We start from the raw sequence: 17,888 nt of genomic DNA, 5'->3' as shown, positions 1-17,888 counted from the left end.
CAGCATGAAACAACAAGATGAATACTGGATGCGCCATGCGCTTGACCTGGCGCGCCGGGCGTGGGAGCAGGGCGAAGTGCCGGTGGGTGCGGTGCTGGTTCAGAATGACCGGGTGATCGGTGAAGGCTGGAACCGGCCCATCGGCCAGCACGATCCGACGGCGCATGCGGAGATTATGGCGTTGCGGCAGGGCGGTAAAGTACTGGAAAATTATCGTCTGCTGGACACCACGCTCTACGTGACGCTGGAGCCGTGCGTGATGTGCGCCGGCGCCATGGTTCACAGCCGCATCAGCCGGCTGGTCTACGGTGCGCACGATATCAAGAGTGGGGCGGCAGGATCGCTGCTCGATGTGCTGGGGCACCCCGGCATGAATCATCAGGTTGAATTACAGAGCGGCGTGCTGGCTGAAGAGTGTGCCGCTATGCTGAGCGACTTCTTCCGTATGCGTCGCGAGCAGAAAAAAGCGCTGCGTCAGGCGCAACGCCAGGATTAATTCATGGCGATCTTTGGTTCGACCGCCGGATAGCCTTTGGCCAGTTCGGCCTGTGCTTCATGTGCTTCAGCCTGCTGCGCCAGGCGTTTTTCCTGCTCCTGCAGATAACCCACCAGGCTTAACTGATATTTGCGGATGTTCTCCACATAGTTATAGGCTTCATGCCCACGGGCATAGCCATAAGCCGTCTGGGTGTAGTAACGCTTCTGACTCAGCATGGGCAGACGCAGCTTCACATCCGCCCAGCTATCCGGATTACCCCCCTGGCGGGCAGTGAGTTTACGGACATCCAGCATATGGGCATAGCCCATGTTATAGGCCGCCAGCGCAAACCAGATGCGCTCATCTTCCGGGATGGTCTGCGGCACCTTCGCCATCATATCCTGCAGATACTGACTGCCGCCGCGAATGCTCTGTTCGGGATCGGTCCGGTCGCCCACATCCAGGCTCTCAGCGGTGTTACGGGTCAGCATCATCATGCCGCGCACGCCGGTAGGGGAGGTGGCCTGCGGGTTCCAGTGCGACTCCTGATAGGAGATCGCCGCCAGCAGTCGCCAGTCAATGCTGGTGGCGTACTTCTCAAACAGCGGTTTGATGTCAGGCAGCGTGTTGTCGATGGCGCGCAGGAAAGTGCGGGTATCGACATAATCAAAGGTGCCGACGTGGCCGAGATATTTCTCCTCCAGCCGCGCCATCGCCCCTTCTTCACCCATACCGTTAAAGAAGTCGAGCATCGCGGCATTCAGGCTGTCGTCATCGCTGTGCCGCACATACCAGGTGACCGGCTCTTCATCAGTGACGTCAAACGCCACCGCCAGCTGCGGATAGATGCGCTGCAGCAGAGCGATGGTCACGGAGTCGCCAATCGTATAATCGAGCTTGCCGTCTGCCACCGCTTCCAGCAGGGCTTTAGGACTTTGATCGGTGGAGATAGCCCAGTCCAGATCGGGGTACTGATTTGACCGCGCGCTCTTCAGCGTAGACAGATACGCCGATCCAGACGCAACAGTCAGCCGCCCCTTTAAGTCACCGAGGTTTTTAGGGCGCGGCTTATCCACGCGATAGACCAGCTGCTGCGAAACGTTGTAGTAGCCTGGCCCGGTCTGATAGCGGGTCAGGCGTTCGCTGTTGTAGTTCAGACCCGCGGCCAGCAAATCGGCTTTGCCATCATCTAAATCGTCAAACAGATCGCTCAGGTTGGGACGTACTGTCACCTTGAGTTTGACGCCCAGATAATCGGCGAAGCGTTTTGCCAGCTCATAATCCATACCGGCCGGAGATTGGTTCACTGTGTAGTAAGTCAACGGGGAATTGATGGTACTGACACGCAGTACTCCCCGTGATTTAATCTGTGAAATCTGGTCCTGCCCACCCCCATACCAGGGAATGGATGGCCATAGCGCTAACGCTAACAGCACGGCAACCAGACCGATAAACAGATAATTAAATTTTAGGCGTTTCAAATAGTTATCTCTCGCTGGCTCTAAGGCCTCTGTCTTTTAAAGGCAGTATTTGTCTTCTTTGAACTCCCAGAGCGAGGGGCATTTTGCGCAACAAAATCACGCTGAGCAACTTTTATAGCAGCTTTTGCGCAAAATTCAGGCAAATCCGGGTCGCCAAAAATTGTGCGCAAACGGTTTCGTCGCGAGGTCGCTTTCTCTATAATACGCCCCGTTTTCCCTGTTGCGCCCAATGAAGCGTCGCCCGGCGCCCTGACGAGAGATTTATTAATGGAAATTCTGCGTGGTTCGCCCGCCCTGTCGGCATTTCGTGTAAACAAACTGCTGACCCGCTTTCAGGACGCTCATCTGCCGGTGAGTGATATTTACGCTGAGTACATCCATTTTGCTGATGTCAGCACGCCCTTAAGCGCAGACGAACAGAGCCGTCTGCAGCGCCTGCTGAAATATGGTCCCTCTCTCGCTGAACATGCCCCAAAGGGTCGTCTGCTGCTGGTGACGCCTCGTCCCGGCACCATTTCGCCCTGGTCATCCAAAGCCACTGACATTGCCCACAACTGCGGCCTGCCGCAGGTACGTCGTCTGGAGCGCGGCCTGGCCTTTTATGTGCAGGCCCCACAACTGACGGAAGCGCAGTGGCAAACGCTGGGCACACTGCTGCACGATCGGATGATGGAAACGGTCTTCGGCGATCTGGCGCAGGCTGAACAGCTGTTCGCGCATCACACGCCACAGCCGGTGAAAAGTGTCGATCTGCTGGGTGAGGGCCGTCAGGCGCTGGTTCAGGCGAATATCTCCCTGGGTCTGGCGCTGGCCGACGATGAAATCGACTACCTGGTGGCGGCGTTTACCGCACTGGGCCGCAATCCCAACGACATTGAACTCTATATGTTTGCGCAGGCGAACTCTGAGCACTGTCGTCACAAGATCTTCAACGCCGACTGGATTATCGACGGCGAGAAACAGCCAAAGTCGCTGTTTAAGATGATCAAAAACACCATGGAGCAGACGCCGGACTACGTGCTCTCTGCCTACAAAGATAACGCCGCCGTGATGGAAGGCTCAGAGGTTGGCCGCTTCTTTGCTGACGCCGGAGAGAGCGAATACCGCTGGCATCAGGAAGCCGCACACATCCTGATGAAGGTGGAAACCCATAACCACCCAACGGCCATCTCGCCGTGGCCTGGTGCTGCGACCGGTTCCGGTGGTGAAATCCGTGATGAAGGCGCAACCGGAAGGGGTTCGAAGCCAAAAGCGGGCCTTGTCGGTTTCTCAGTATCGAACCTGCGTATCCCAGGCTTTGAACAGCCGTGGGAAGAGGACTTCGGCAAACCGGCCCGCATCGTCAGCGCGCTGGAAATTATGACCGATGGCCCGCTGGGCGGCGCTGCATTTAACAATGAATTTGGTCGTCCGGCTCTGAATGGTTACTTCCGTACCTATGAAGAGCAGGTCACCAGCCACAACGGCACTGAGCTGCGTGGCTACCATAAGCCGATTATGCTGGCGGGCGGCATCGGGAATATCCGTGCCGATCACGTGCAGAAAGGTGAAATCACCGTAGGCGCGAAGCTGGTGGTGCTGGGCGGTCCGGCAATGAACATCGGCCTGGGCGGCGGCGCGGCGTCATCGATGGCATCGGGCCAGTCTGATGCCGATCTCGACTTTGCCTCGGTACAGCGTGACAACCCGGAGATGGAGCGCCGTTGTCAGGAAGTGATCGACCGCTGCTGGCAGCTGGGCGATGAGAACCCGATTCTGTTTATCCACGACGTGGGCGCTGGCGGTCTCTCCAATGCGATGCCGGAGCTGGTCAGCGATGGCGGTCGTGGCGGCCAGTTTAACCTGCGTGACATCCTGAGTGATGAGCCAGGCATGAGTCCGCTGGAGGTCTGGTGTAACGAATCACAGGAACGTTATGTGATGGCAGTGGCACCCGATCAGCTGGCGCAGTTTGAGGCAATTTGTCAGCGCGAACGCGCACCGTTCGCGGTCATTGGTGAAGCCACCGAAGAGCTGCACCTGAGCCTGGAAGATAGTCATTTCGGTAATAAGCCGATCGATATGCCACTTGATGTCCTGCTGGGCAAAACGCCGAAGATGACGCGGGATGTGGTGACGCAGCAGACGCAGGGCACTGCCCTGCAGCGTGACGGCATTACGCTGGTCGATGCGGTGAACCGCGTGCTGCATCTGCCTGCCGTGGCGGAAAAAACCTTCCTGATCACCATCGGTGACCGCAGCGTGACCGGCATGGTGGCGCGCGACCAGATGGTGGGACCGTGGCAGATCCCGGTTGCCAACTGTGCGGTGACTACCGCCAGCCTCGACAGCTATCACGGCGAAGCGTTTGCACTGGGCGAACGTTCACCGGTTGCGCTGCTGGACTTCGCAGCGTCGGGTCGTCTGGCGGTCGGTGAAGCCCTGACCAACCTGGCAGCTACCCACATTGGTTCGCTGAAGCGTGTGAAGCTTTCCGCAAACTGGATGTCCGCAGCCGGTCATCCGGGTGAAGATGCCGGTTTATATGCGGCGGTGAAAGCGGTCGGCGAGGAGCTTTGTCCGGCGCTGGGGATCACCATCCCGGTCGGTAAAGATTCGATGTCGATGAAAACACGCTGGCAGGAAGGCAGCGAACAGCGCGAAATGACCTCACCGCTGTCGCTGGTGATTACCGCTTTTGCCCGCGTCGAAGATGTCCGTCGCACCGTCACGCCACAACTGCAGGCCGATCAGGATAACCTGCTGCTGCTGATCGATCTGGGCAACGGCGCGAATACGCTGGGCGCAACGGCGCTGTCACAGGTTTATCGTCAGCTTGGCGACAAACCTGCCGACGTGCGCGATGCCGCTCAGCTGGCGGGCTTCTTCAATGCCATCCAGGCGCTGGTGGCTGAGCAGAAACTGCTGGCTTATCACGATCGTTCCGACGGTGGTCTGCTGGTGACGCTGGCCGAGATGGCCTTTGCCGGTCACTGCGGTGTTGACGTTGACCTCGCCTCGCTGGGTAACGATGCGCTGGCTGCCCTGTTTACCGAAGAGCTGGGCGCGGTGATTCAGATCAACGCCGGCGATCGCGCCGTGGTTGAGCAGATCCTGGCGGATCACGGTCTTGCCGGCTCGACACATCTGCTGGGCAGCGCGCAGCCGGGCGATCGCTTTGTGATCCGTTCTGGTGACAGCGCGGTCTACAGTGAAAGCCGCAATACGTTGCGTACCTGGTGGGCGGAAACCACCTGGCAGATGCAGCGTCTGCGCGACAACCCGGCGTGTGCCGATCAGGAGCATGAAGCGAAGAAAAACGACAGCGATCCTGGCCTGAACGTTAATCTGACCTTTAATCCGCAGGAAGATGTTGCTGCCCCGATGATCGCCACTGGCGCACGTCCAAGGGTGGCGGTGCTGCGTGAGCAGGGCGTGAACTCCCATGTAGAGATGGCCGCCGCCTTTGATCGGGCAGGCTTCACCGCCATTGACGTTCACATGAGCGATCTGCTGGCCGGACGTCGCGGTCTGGAAGAGTTCCAGGCGCTGGTCGCCTGTGGTGGCTTCTCTTACGGTGATGTGCTGGGAGCCGGTGAGGGCTGGGCGAAATCGATTCTGTTTAATCCGCGCGTGCGTGACGAGTTCGAAACCTTCTTCCACCGTCCGCAAACCCTGGCGCTGGGCGTCTGCAACGGTTGCCAGATGATGTCTAATCTGCGTGAACTGATCCCAGGCAGCGATCTCTGGCCACGCTTTGTGCGTAACCAGTCTGAGCGTTTTGAAGCGCGCTTCAGTCTGGTAGAAGTGGCCGCCAGTCCTTCGCTGTTGCTGGACGGCATGGCCGGTTCGCATATGCCTATCGCCGTTTCGCACGGTGAAGGCTTTGTTGAAGTGCGTGATGCTTCACATCTGGCGGCGCTGGAGTCGAAAGGGCTGGTGGCACTGCGCTTTGTCGATAACTTCGGCAAGGTAACAGAAACCTATCCGGCTAACCCGAATGGCTCACCAAACGGCATCACTGCCGTGACCAATGAAAGTGGTCGCGTCACTATCATGATGCCGCATCCGGAGCGGGTGTTCCGCACCGTCAGCAACTCCTGGCATCCGGCAGAGTGGGGCGAAGATAGCCCGTGGATGCGTATTTTCCGCAATGCGCGTAAACAGCTGGGTTAATTTAATCCACAGAAAAGAGCAGGAGGCCAGTGTGCCTCCTGTTCTTTTTTGTGGCTCTGTTGGCAAATGGCGACAATGAGCATCTCGCACTGTCTCTTTATGGCGACATCTATCTCGTTGATTTTTAATGAGCGCCCATCAGGCGCGATTTCATGTCGCTCTGCGGAGACAGTTTTCACTTACTGTAATCAGATTTTGCGCAACAGTTGTCCGGTAAGCTTATTCAATCTCCTGAAAAATATAATGATTTATTTTCTGGCATGGAACTTGCTATACTCATGCAGCTGCTCATTCACCTGTTTATGATTGCCCCGCTTAGCGGAGAAGAGCTCATAAAGCCCGAATGACGCACCAAACGGAGCCTGCCGTCCAACTGACCGATAATCGCTTGCGTTATCAAACACCGGACGTAACGTTGAGTAAGGCTCCACCCATTTTTACGCGATGCATCACGCGTCGTGCCAGCGGCAGGCCATTGAGCCTGCCGTTTTCTTTTGTTCCCCTTTCTTCCGCCGACACCTTTCTTCCGCTGACAGAGTCCGTTAGCATCCAGACAGCAAATCTTAAGGAAGCGGCTGCGTGAAAAAATGGCGTTTATTTCCCCGTTCTCTGCGTCAGCTGGTGCTGATGGCATTTGTACTGGTGCTGCTGCCGTTGCTGGTGCTGGCCTGGCAGGCGTGGGAAAGTCTCTCTGCGTTAAGCGAACAGGCAGCGGATACCAACCGCAACACTTTCACCGACGTTCGCAGAAGTGAGGCGATGGCGCGAACGGCGGTGGAGCTGGAGCGCAGCTATCGCCAGTACTGCGTGCTGGATGATGCCTCGCTGGCGCGCCTTTATCAGACCCAGCACACCCGCTACAGCCAGATGCTGAGTTCGCACAGCGCCAGCCTGCCCGAGCTGCCCGCATTCCAGACTTTACAGGCGACGTTGCCGCTGCTGACACCGTTAAAGTGCGATAACGGCAATCCGGTTACGCCTGCCGCAGAGGCGCTGGATCGTTTTTCTGCCACCAATGCGCAGATGGTGCAGGACACGCGCGAAGTGGTGTTTTCGCGCGGCCTTCAGCTGCAGCGCGAAATTGCCGATCGCGGCCAGTTTTTTGGCTGGCAGGCGCTGATTCTGTTTATCATCAGTCTGGCGTTGATGACGCTGTTTACCGGCATGATTATCGGGCCGGTCAAGCGTATTGAGCGGATGATCAACCGGCTTGGCGAAGGCCGGGAACTGGGTAACAGCGTGACATTTCGCGGCCCGCGCGAGTTACGCTCGCTGGGACAGCGCATCGTCTGGCTCAGCGAACGGCTTCAGTGGCTGGAATCGCAGCGCCATGAATTCCTGCGCCATCTTTCTCACGAACTGAAAACGCCGCTGGCCAGCCTGCGTGAAGGCACCGAACTGCTGGCGGACGAGGTAGCCGGGTCGCTGAACGCCGATCAAAAAGAGGTGGTCACTATCCTCGACGGCAGCAGCCGTCATCTGCAGCGGCTGATTGAACAGCTGCTTGATTACAATCGTAAACTGGCAGATGGCCCGATCCAGCTGGAACCGGTCAGCGTGGCGGAAATTGTGGCGGGGGTGGTGAATGCACACGCACTCTCGGCGCGCGCCAAACTCATGCAGACGGTTGTCGATCTGGCGGTCAGTCACTGCCTTGCCGAACCGATGTTACTGATGCGGGTCATCGATAATCTCTATTCGAACGCCGTGAACTACGGCAGCGAATCCGGTACCATCTGGCTGCGCAGTCAGCAGCAGGGCGATCGGGTCTGGATTGATGTCGCGAACAGCGGTACGCCGATCCCGCCGGAAGAACAGGCAATGATTTTCGAACCTTTTTTCCAGGGTAGCCAGCAGCGCAAAGGGCCGGTAAAAGGCAGCGGGCTGGGATTGAGTATTGCCAAAGATTGCCTGCGCCGGATGCATGGCGACCTGACGCTGGTCTCCTGCGAGCAGGCTGACGTCTGTTTTCGAATTGAACTGAACACCACCGCCGGGAATGTCTGACTGATGAAATATTTACCCGCTTTGCTGTTGAGCACACTGACCACGCTGCTGCTCAGCGGATGTACGACCTCCCCGGCCACCTCATCCCTGCCGTCAGGCCATCAGGTGGCGGAACCCGAGATCAGAGTGGCTGATTACCTGGCGACCCGCTGCAGTGACCTGTGGACGATAGAGAATAGTGCGGCACTGAGTAATCCCCTCTACTGGATGCGGGCGATCGATTGCGCTGAACGCCTTTCCCCCGCCGAGGCCCGAGCCGAAGCCCACCGCTGGCCGGTTGAAAGCTGGTCGCGCGCTTTCAAGCAGGGCGTGCTGATGTCGAACGGCAACGTGACGCCAGTGGAGCGTCGTCGCTATGTTGAAACCCTGGATCGCTACAGCAGCGATTTCCCGCAGTCTGTGCGTCCGCTGCTCCAGTTGTGGCGCAGTAATCAGGCCGCGCAGCTCGACCTGAGTGAAGCGCGCACCCGTTATGTTCATCTGCAACAGAGCAGCGATACGCAGCTGGAGGCGATACGCCAGCAGATGGTTAAACAGCAGCAGCAGCTCAGCGACACGCAGCATAAGCTGGAGCGACTTACTGATATTGAGCGCCAGCTTTCATCGCGGAAAGCCCCGGATGTTTCTGACAGCGGCCATGGCACTGCGCTGCCGCAGGATGAGGAGCAATAATGGTCAGACAAGCGGCAAAATTGCTGCTGGTGGATGACGATCCCAGCCTGCTGAAGCTGCTGGGCATGCGTCTTCGCAGCGAAGGTTATCAGGTCACCACCGCGGCCAGCGGCCCCGAAGCGTTGCGTCTGTTGCAGAAAGAGAAGATCGAGCTGGTGATCAGCGATCTGCGAATGGATGAGATGGATGGTCTGGCGCTGTTTGGCGAAATCCAGAAACGCCACACCGGTCTGCCAGTAATTATCCTGACGGCGCACGGCTCAATCCCGGACGCGGTTTCCGCCACGCAGCAGGGCGTCTTCAGCTTCCTGACCAAGCCGGTGGATAAAGATGCGCTCTACAAAGCGATTGATGAAGCACTGGCTCAGCAGGCGCCAGTCAGCGATGACCGCTGGCGGGAAGCGATCGTCACCCGCAGCCCGCTGATGTTGCGGCTGCTGGAGCAGGCGCACATGGTGGCGCAGTCGGACGTCAGCGTGCTGATTAACGGTCAGAGCGGCACCGGTAAAGAGATGCTGGCACAGGCGATTCACGCCGCCAGCCCGCGAAACGGCAAGCCCTTTGTCGCCATTAACTGTGGCGCACTGCCGGAGCAGCTACTGGAGTCAGAGCTGTTCGGGCATGCCAAAGGGGCCTTTACCGGCGCAGTCAGTGCCCGTGACGGCCTGTTTAAAACTGCAGGCGGCGGCACGCTGTTCCTGGATGAGATTGGCGACATGCCGCAACCGCTTCAGGTTAAGTTGCTGCGGGTGTTGCAGGAGCGTAAGGTCAGGCCGCTGGGCAGCGATCATGATATTGAGATCGACGTGCGCATTATTTCAGCCACGCATCGCGATTTGCCCAAGGCGATGGAGAAAAAGGAGTTTCGTGAGGATCTCTTCTATCGTCTTAATGTGGTGAACCTGAAGATTCCGGCGCTGCATCAGCGCACTGAAGATATTCCGCTGCTGGCTAATCATCTGTTGCGTCAGGCGGCGGAACGGCATAAACCGCAGATCCGCAGTTTTTCCGTTGATGCGATGAAGCGGTTGATGGCGGCCAGCTGGCCGGGCAATGTGCGCCAGCTGGTTAACGTGATTGAGCAGTGTGTGGCGCTGAGCTCATCGCCGGTGATCAGCGATGCGCTGGTGGAGCAGGCGCTGAGCGGTGAGAACAGTGCTTTGCCGACCTTTGCTGAGGCGCGCAATCAGTTTGAGCTGAACTATCTGCGTAAGCTGTTGCAGATGACTAAAGGCAATGTGACCAATGCCGCACGTCTGGCTGGACGCAACCGCACGGAGTTCTATAAGCTGCTGTCTCGTCATGAGCTGGATGCCAGTGATTTCAAAGAGTAGCGGAGGCTGCGGCGTGATACCGGCAGGTTGCCTGCTCAGGCCCGAATCAGAATGGGTGCGGTCAGCATAATCTGGCAGCGCTTGCGGCAACCTGAATAATCCCGGATATTACCGCCCGACAGCGCCAGCAACATTTATACTTGATAAACCCTCTGACCATGGAGGGAGTGAAAAAGGGTCTGACATGAAAAAGATTGATGCGATTATCAAACCATTCAAACTCGATGATGTCCGTGAAGCCTTAGCGGAAGTCGGCATCACCGGGATGACCGTGAGTGAAGTAAAAGGTTTTGGCCGCCAGAAAGGGCACACCGAGCTTTACCGCGGCGCAGAGTATATGGTCGACTTTTTGCCTAAAGTGAAAATCGAGATGGTGGTGGGCGACGATATCGTTGATACCTGCGTCGAGACCATTATGCGCACTGCGCAGACCGGCAAAATCGGTGACGGTAAAATCTTTGTCTTCGACGTGGCGCGCGTGGTGCGCATCCGTACTGGCGAAGAGGATGAAGAGGCGATCTGATTGTCTCTTTATCAGCATAAAAAAGCCCGCGCTGCGGGCTTTTTTTATTGCTCAATTACATCCCTTTATGGGGGCCAAAGAGTTCGTAATGAATGCGTGTGTCTTCCACGCTGGCATCGCGCAGTTGTGCCACCACATGCTGCATAAAGGGCAGTGGACCGCAGAGGTAGAAGTGGGTGTCGGGTGAGGCGAGACGTGCGGAGATCGCGGTGATATCCATCAGACCCTGCGCGTCATAGCGACCGGCATCTTCAGCGGCGGGATCGCGATACCAGACCTGACTGACGAAATCGGTGAGCTGCGCGCCCGTGGCTATCACTTCCGGGCCAAATGCATGCTGTTTGCCGTTCTCTGCTGCGTGCAGCCAGCTGACCGGCGCGCGGTGCTGACGGGCCGCCAGGGCATGCAGCATGGCCAGCATCGGCGTCTGACCCACCCCCGCGGAAATCAGCGCCACCGGGGTTGCAGCATCGACCTCAAGGAAGAAGTCGCCATGCGGTGCGGCCAGCATCAGCTCATCACCCACTTTGCCATTCTGATGCAGCCAGCCGGAGACGGTGCCCTGCGCTTCACGTTTCACCGCAATCCGATAATCTTTGCCATTACTGAGGTGAGTAAGCGAGTACTGACGAATCTGGTGATGTTCGAAACTGGCGGGCTGCAGATGCACCGTCAGATACTGACCCGGTTTAAAGGCCACCACCGGGCCGCCATCTGCCGGACTGAAGGTAAAGCTTTTAATCACCTCGCTCTGTTGCTCAATAGCACTGATGCGAAACGCACGGGTGCCGCGCCAGCCACCGGTTTGCTGCTCCGTCGCCTGATAAATCTCCTCTTCGCGATTAATGAACACATCCGCCAGTACGCCATAGGCCCGGCCCCAGGCTGCCAGCGCCTCTTCACCCGGATTCAGCAGCTCTTTAATGGTTGCCAGCAGATTTTCACCGACGATGGCGTATTGCGCAGGCTGAATGTTCAGGCTGGTATGTTTCTGCGCAATCTTTTCCACTGCGGGCAGCAGCACGGCCAGGTTCTCCAGATTCGCGCCATAGGCACAAATGGCATTGAACAGCGCTTCACGCTGATCGCCATTGCGCTGGTTGTTCATATTGAAAACATTTTTGAGTTCCGGATGGTGCGACAGCATGCGGTCATAGAAGTGTGCGGTAAGCGCAGGACCACAGGCGGCGATGGCAGGCAGGGTCGATTTAACCGTGGCGATAGTGTGTGCATCAAGCATAAAAACGGCCTCTCATTTAAAGTTGTATTTTAAATGCATCTTATAGCCGTCTCGCCTGTTGTGTAAATAACCCGATAAATTTCCCGGTTGTCAGAGTGGCAACTTTTAGGTGCATCCTGAGAAACCGCCGTCACATCCTGAAGAAAAATCGTGGCGTCTGAACAGGGTGAAAAGGTGTAAAAAAGCCCTGCCAGTAGCCAGCCAATCGTTTGCGTAAAAAGAGGAGGTTCACCCTACCTTCACCTGTTAAAACGGTTTACACTGTGGGCCTTCGCCCCTGAAGGGGGGTAAATACCGTCAGAAAGTTAGCTGAGTCAGGAGATCCGGATGTTAAAGCGTGATATGAACATTGCCGATTACGATGCCGAGTTGTGGCAGGCGATGGAGCAGGAGACAGTGCGTCAGGAAGAGCACATTGAACTGATTGCTTCTGAAAACTACACCAGCCCGCGTGTTATGCAGGCACAGGGTTCTCAGCTCACCAATAAATACGCTGAAGGGTATCCGGGCAAACGCTACTACGGCGGCTGTGAGTACGTTGATATCGTTGAGCAGCTGGCGATCGATCGCGCAAAAGAACTGTTTGGTGCCGATTACGCTAACGTACAGCCACACTCAGGTTCACAGGCTAACTTCGCGGTTTACACCGCGCTGCTGCAGCCGGGCGATACTATTCTGGGGATGAACCTGGCGCACGGTGGGCACCTGACTCACGGCTCACCGGTTAACCTGTCGGGCAAACTCTATAACGTCGTGGCTTACGGTATCGATGAGACCGGTAAAATTGACTACGACGAACTGGCTGAACTGGCGAAAACCCACAAGCCAAAAATGATCGTTGGCGGATTCTCAGCTTACTCCGGCGTTTGCGACTGGGCGAAAATGCGCGAAATCGCGGATAGCGTAGGTGCATGGCTGTTTGTGGACATGGCACACGTTGCCGGCCTGATTGCTGCAGACGTTTATCCAAGTCCGATCCCACATGCGCACATCGTGACCTCTACCACCCACAAAACGCTGGCGGGTCCGCGCGGTGGTATCATTCTGGCGAAAAACGGCGACGAAGATTTCTATAAGAAACTGAACTCTGCCGTCTTCCCTGGCGGTCAGGGTGGCCCTCTGATGCACGTTATCGCTGGTAAAGCGGTCGCGTTCAAAGAGGCTATGGAGCCGGAATTCAAAACCTACCAGCAGCAGGTGGCAAAAAACGCCAAAGCGATGGTTGAGGTGCTGATTGAGCGTGGCTATGACATCGTTTCTGGCGGCACGTATAACCATCTGTTCCTGATCGATCTGGTGAGCAAAAACCTGACCGGTAAAGAAGCGGATGCGGCGCTGGGCCGTGCCAACATCACGGTTAACAAAAACAGCGTGCCTAACGATCCGAAAAGCCCGTTTGTGACTTCCGGTATCCGTATCGGTACACCAGCTGTTACCCGTCGTGGCTTCAACGAAGCAGACGTGCGTGAGCTGGCTGGCTGGATCGCGGATGTGCTGGATAACATCAATGACGAAGCGACCATTGAGCGCACCAAGAAGAAAGTGCTGGAAATCTGCAGCCGTCTGCCGGTCTACGCTTAATCGTTAACCTGTTGTGAGACAGCATACAAAGGATGGCATCAGCCATCCTTTTTTATTGCCTGTCCTGCGGCGCTCTGCCAGAGTAGCGCCCACTCATGCTGCCAGGCAGCACTCTTGCTGGAGGGAATATGGCAATCGGCTCCGCCAGATGGCTCGGATTGGGCTACTTCACTTACTTCTTCTGTTACGGCATCTATCTGCCATTCTGGGGCGTGTGGCTGAAAGGCACCGGTCTTGATGCTGAAAAGATTGGCCTCCTGCTCGGCTGTGGCATGGTGGCACGCTTTGTCGGCAGTCTGCTTATCGCCTCTCAGGTCAAAAATCCCGCCCGACTGATTACGGCGCTGCGCCTGCTGGCGCTGATGACCTGCCTGTTCGCCGCCGGTTTCTGGGTGGGTGAGCAGTGGATGTGGCTGCTGACGGTCATGATCGGCTTTAACCTCTTTTTCTCGCCGCTGGTCCCGCTCAGCGATGCGCTGGCTGCTACCTGGACACAGCAGATTGGGCTGGCGTATGGGCCGGTCAGGCTGTGGGGTTCGCTGGCCTTTGTGATCAGCTCGGCGTTAACCGGCGTGCTGGTCAGTGCTTACTCTTCAAACGCCATTTTGCTGCTGCTCTCCGTCGGTGTCATCTCTATGCTGGCAGGCATGATGCTGACCCCCGCCACCCAGCCACAGGGTAATGAACGGCAGGGCGCGGCGGGCGGCGGCTGGCAGGTGTGGCGTGAATTGCTGCGTGAGAATGCGGTATGGCGATTTATGCTCTGCGTAACACTGCTGCAGGGTGCGCACGCCGCCTATTACGGCTTCAGTGCTATCTGGTGGCAGGAGAGTGGCTATTCGGCCTCCACGGTGGGTTATCTCTGGTCGCTGGGCGTGGTGGCCGAGATCGTCGTGTTTGCTCTGAGCAACCGGTTGTTCCGCCGCTGGAGCGCGCGCGATCTGCTGCTGCTTTCGGGCATTTGTGCGTTGATCCGCTGGAGCCTGATGGGGGCCACTACCGCGCTGCCGCTGCTGATTGTGGCGCAAATCCTTCACTGTGGCAGCTTCACCGTCTGTCATCTGGCGGCGATGCGCTTTATCGCGGCGCGTCAGGGAGCGGAAGTGATCCGCCTGCAGTCGCTCTATTCCGCGCTGGCGATGGGGGGTGGCATTGCGATAATGACCATGATCTGCGGCGTGCTGTTCGCTCATCTGCAGGGGCATCTGTTCTGGGTGATGGCTCTGGTGGCACTGCCCGCGCTATTTCTGCGTCCCGGCTACGACTCCAGTAAATAACGAATCCGCTGCTGGTGGTGTAACGTCAGCGGCAGCTCCGCATGCACCAGCGGCGGAGAGAAGAGTGGCAGCGAGGTGGGGTAGGGCGAAATGATGATGTCCACATCCCGCGGTGCGCCATCCCGCTGAAACTGCTTCACGTCCTGATAGGTAATATTGATCGGCAGCAGCGTGATCTCCCTGATCTGCTGTTCCACATCCTGCTCCAGATCGGTATCGTCACCCGTCAGAATCAGCACCTGCTTCTCCTGCAGCGCATTCTCCTGCATGAGCCAGGCACCAAAAATAACGGTGATTAAGCTCACCTCTTCCGGGCTGAACGCAATCCCATATTGCTGCTCAAACGCCTGCAGCGCCTGCTGAGTGGTGCGCAACAGGCGAGGATAGAGGCGGCTGACATCCAGCGCCACGCTGTTGTCGATGCCGATAGTGAAGTGGGTGCGATCCAGCGCCTGTGCCAGATGAGGATAGAGCTGGTTAAGCAGCTCGTCGCGATCAGCAAAAGTGATGTCGGCACACCGTTCAAAGTCATTGATCAACTGCTGGGTCGCAGCCATTAACTGCTGCTCAGCAGGATGGGCAATCGCATCCACGACAGGCGTATGTATCTGGCTGAACAGCAGTGTCCAGAAGTCGGTTTCACTGACGGGCGGCGCAAGGTGGCAGCGTTTTCGCCAGTGGTGAATTACATCCTCGGCGGCCTGCCGCTCAGCCTTCTGCTGCAGCCAGTGACACTGCGCCTCACTGAACAGCACCGGCTGGCGCTGGCACAATCCATACTTCATGAAAATCTGCAGAAAAAGCCGGTCGCGTTCGCTGAAATCGCGCTTCAGACGCAGGCTACAGTGCTGGATCAGCGCCTGTAAATTGGTCTCATCCCAGAGCGCTTTCTCAATCTTCATTACCTTCAGGCGCTGACGCAGGGGGGCTGCAAAATGCTCGCAGACGAAATCCTGCGATAAACGCAAACTGCGTCGCAGGTTGTGCAGCAGACAGAGGCGCCGATCCAACTCTCTGCCATGAAGACGAAAGCTGCCATCCACCATCTGATGCAATTCCAGCTGGTGATATCGCTGTATCTCAAAGCCCACATCCGCGATATCCTGTCGGGCAACAGCTGGATCGACACCATTCAGCTGGCAGACTTTTTCAAGCGTGAGCACGGGTGTCGGCAGAAACAGCAGCAATAAAAGATGGCACTGACGCTGTGAGCGGGTGAAGAGTGGTGCCAAAGGGGTAGCAGAACTCATCAATCAGATTTCCAGCAGGCTATTTTGAGCTAAGAATAGTCAACCCCGTCAGTGCCTGCGCGGTTTACGCGGTTTATTTGCCGGAGGTTTAAGGCGGGTCACAAAATTTTGTTACTTATAGATTCTTTTCATCGGGAACGTTACTTTATAACATTATGAAACGCACACTCTTTGCCCTCTTGATGGTCTTAAGTCCTGCTGTAATGGCCCATCCTCACAGCTTCATCGATATGAAAACCGAACTGGTGGCGCAGGATGACACCTTTACGGGATTGAAGATGACCTGGACCATGGATGAGATTACCTCCGCCGATCTGCTTTATGACGCGGGCGAGGCGAAACCAGGCAGCGTGGTGTGGAAGAAGCTGGCGGCAGGCGTGATGGCGAACGTGCTGGGCCAGCACTACTTTTCTGAAATCTGGCACAACCAACAGCGGGTAAAGTTTTTGAATCTGCCAACCGAATACAACCTGTCACGTAACGGCCATAAAGCGGTGCTGGAATTTATTCTGCCGCTGGCGGAACCCCCGAAGCTGACCGGGCAGCGCTTTGAGATCCTGACTTTTGATCCCACCTATTTCGTCGATATGTTCTATGACAATCCCGGTGCATTAACGCTGCCGCCGGCGCTGCAGGCGCGCTGCAAGTTCGCGCTGAACACGCCAAAGCCTAATGATTCGCTGAAGCAGTATGCGCTGTCGCTGGATAAAGCCGACGCGCCTGCAGAGGAGATGGATTTAGGCCGCCAGTTTGCCCAGACGGTGATACTGACATGTCAGTAATCTCCACTCCGTTAAGGGCTTCCCGCCTCTGGCCGCTGTGGCTGATGGCGGGCGTGCTGTTGAGCAGCGCGTTGCTGGTCTGGCTCTACTGGTCGCAGATTCTGATGCAGAGCGTACTGTGGCAGAAAGATCTGCATCGGCAGATGACTCAGCTGTTACAGCAGGTAGCGGAGCAGCCCCACCAGGCAGGCATTTCGCTGGTGATATTCAGCCTGCTGTATGGCGTACTGCACGCGCTGGGACCGGGCCATGGCAAAGTGGTGATCGCGACCTTTCTGGCGACCCATCCCACCAGAGTGAAAACCAGTATCAGGCTGACGCTGCTCGCCTCACTGCTGCAGGGTTCGGTGGCGATTGTCCTGGTGACGGTGATGCTGGTGCTGCTGAAAACGTCATCGCGACAGCTGCATCTCAGCAGTTTCTGGCTGGAGAAGGGCAGTTATCTGCTGGTGATCGGGCTGGGCGTGATGATCGGTTATCGGGCGCTGCGTTCGCTGTGGCGGACATTGCGTCCACGTCCGGCCCCGGTATTTCACGCCTTCAAACCTCACCATCAGCATGATGATCAGTGCGGATGCGGACACGCGCATATTCCGACACCGCAGCAGATGAGCGGCAATCTCAGCGTGAAAACCCAGCTGCTGGTGGTGGTGTCGATGGGATTACGTCCCTGTTCCGGCGCGATTATGATGCTGCTGTTTGCCAAGGTGATTGGTGTCTATGGCTGGGGGGTTATCTCTGCTGCGGTGATGGCGCTGGGCACGGCACTGACCATTTCGGCGATTGGCCTGCTGGTTCAGCAGGCGCGCACGGTGGCACAACGGCTGGCACAGCCTGGCGTTACCGCAGGCATGACGCGACTGCTGATCCCCGCGCTGGCCTTAACCGGCAGCCTGATTTTAATCGTAGCGGGTATCGCGCTATGGCAGTCAGCGCAGATGACGCTAGGTGGCGGAATTCGACCTTTCTGAATAAAAGCGCAGCGGAAATAAAATTGCCGCTGCGCTCTTCTCTTCGTTAATTATCTCTGAATTCATCTCTTTATTTTTTTCTCTGGCTGGTTTAGTGGTGAAATGACTATTCCCTGTCTACGCTGATAATACCAAAA

General features: G+C 57.0%; 13 protein-coding genes. 10 read left to right on the top strand and 3 right to left on the bottom strand.

The window, feature by feature from the left end; genetic code table 11:
- The first annotated feature begins 4 nt into the window (after positions 1 to 4).
- Positions 5 to 496 (top strand): tRNA adenosine(34) deaminase TadA, encoded by a 492-nt coding sequence (tadA, locus tag EPG66_RS10400; RefSeq protein ID WP_010671307.1) that lies wholly within the window; start codon positions 5 to 7, stop codon positions 494 to 496.
- Here tadA and mltF read toward each other — a convergent pair.
- Entirely contained in the window at positions 493 to 1,959 is a 1,467-nt protein-coding gene (gene mltF / locus EPG66_RS10395) for a membrane-bound lytic murein transglycosylase MltF (protein ID WP_182686699.1), read from the bottom strand. The genes tadA and mltF overlap by 4 nt on opposite strands.
- A 267-nt stretch (positions 1,960 to 2,226) precedes the next feature.
- On the opposite strand from mltF, the gene purL reads away from it, so the two are divergent.
- From purL to glnB, 5 genes are all read left to right on the top strand, one after another.
- Complete coding sequence (purL, locus tag EPG66_RS10390; protein WP_182686697.1) at positions 2,227 to 6,114, top strand: phosphoribosylformylglycinamidine synthase; 3,888 nt, start codon at positions 2,227 to 2,229, stop codon at positions 6,112 to 6,114.
- 579 nt (positions 6,115 to 6,693) lie between these two features.
- Positions 6,694 to 8,121: a sensor histidine kinase gene (locus EPG66_RS10385; RefSeq protein ID WP_039389644.1), complete on the top strand. Its 1,428-nt coding sequence runs from the start codon at positions 6,694 to 6,696 to the stop codon at positions 8,119 to 8,121.
- A 3-nt stretch (positions 8,122 to 8,124) separates the two neighbouring features.
- Positions 8,125 to 8,793, top strand: a complete 669-nt coding sequence (gene qseG, locus EPG66_RS10380; protein ID WP_069025289.1) for a two-component system QseEF-associated lipoprotein QseG — start codon at positions 8,125 to 8,127, stop codon at positions 8,791 to 8,793.
- Positions 8,793 to 10,127: a two-component system response regulator GlrR gene (gene glrR / locus EPG66_RS10375; RefSeq protein ID WP_010257627.1), complete on the top strand. Its 1,335-nt coding sequence runs from the start codon at positions 8,793 to 8,795 to the stop codon at positions 10,125 to 10,127. Before qseG ends, glrR begins: the two co-directional genes overlap by 1 nt.
- 184 nt (positions 10,128 to 10,311) lie before the next feature.
- Positions 10,312 to 10,650 (top strand): nitrogen regulatory protein P-II, encoded by a 339-nt coding sequence (glnB, locus tag EPG66_RS10370; RefSeq protein ID WP_003848647.1) that lies wholly within the window; start codon positions 10,312 to 10,314, stop codon positions 10,648 to 10,650.
- A 55-nt stretch (positions 10,651 to 10,705) separates the two neighbouring features.
- On the opposite strand, the gene hmpA is transcribed toward glnB, so the two are convergent.
- Positions 10,706 to 11,890 (bottom strand): NO-inducible flavohemoprotein, encoded by a 1,185-nt coding sequence (hmpA, locus tag EPG66_RS10365; RefSeq protein WP_115757902.1) that lies wholly within the window; start codon positions 11,888 to 11,890, stop codon positions 10,706 to 10,708.
- 327 nt (positions 11,891 to 12,217) lie between these two features.
- On the opposite strand from hmpA, the gene glyA reads away from it, so the two are divergent.
- Together glyA and EPG66_RS10355 are read left to right on the top strand one after the other, a co-directional pair.
- Positions 12,218 to 13,471 (top strand): serine hydroxymethyltransferase, encoded by a 1,254-nt coding sequence (gene glyA / locus EPG66_RS10360; protein ID WP_031592500.1) that lies wholly within the window; start codon positions 12,218 to 12,220, stop codon positions 13,469 to 13,471.
- 128 nt (positions 13,472 to 13,599) lie between these two features.
- Positions 13,600 to 14,748, top strand: a complete 1,149-nt coding sequence (locus EPG66_RS10355; protein ID WP_031592498.1) for a 3-phenylpropionate MFS transporter — start codon at positions 13,600 to 13,602, stop codon at positions 14,746 to 14,748.
- Here EPG66_RS10355 and csiE read toward each other — a convergent pair.
- Positions 14,730 to 15,998, bottom strand: a complete 1,269-nt coding sequence (csiE, locus tag EPG66_RS10350; protein ID WP_182686695.1) for a stationary phase inducible protein CsiE — start codon at positions 15,996 to 15,998, stop codon at positions 14,730 to 14,732. The genes EPG66_RS10355 and csiE overlap by 19 nt on opposite strands.
- A gap of 155 nt (positions 15,999 to 16,153) precedes the next feature.
- Between csiE and EPG66_RS10345 the strand changes: the two genes are divergently transcribed.
- Positions 16,154 to 16,780: a DUF1007 family protein gene (locus EPG66_RS10345; protein ID WP_045139748.1), complete on the top strand. Its 627-nt coding sequence runs from the start codon at positions 16,154 to 16,156 to the stop codon at positions 16,778 to 16,780.
- Complete coding sequence (locus tag EPG66_RS10340) at positions 16,771 to 17,751, top strand: nickel/cobalt transporter (protein WP_182686693.1); 981 nt, start codon at positions 16,771 to 16,773, stop codon at positions 17,749 to 17,751. The genes EPG66_RS10345 and EPG66_RS10340 overlap by 10 nt, the downstream gene beginning before the upstream one ends.
- The last annotated feature ends 137 nt before the right edge of the window (positions 17,752 to 17,888 follow it).

Origin of the sequence: Pantoea pleuroti (assembly GCF_014156615.1) — a bacterium.
GTDB classification, from domain to species: Bacteria; Pseudomonadota; Gammaproteobacteria; order Enterobacterales; family Enterobacteriaceae; genus Pantoea; species Pantoea agglomerans.
The sequence above is the reverse complement of the archived record's forward strand: the minus strand, read 5'-3'. Positions and strand labels throughout refer to the sequence as shown.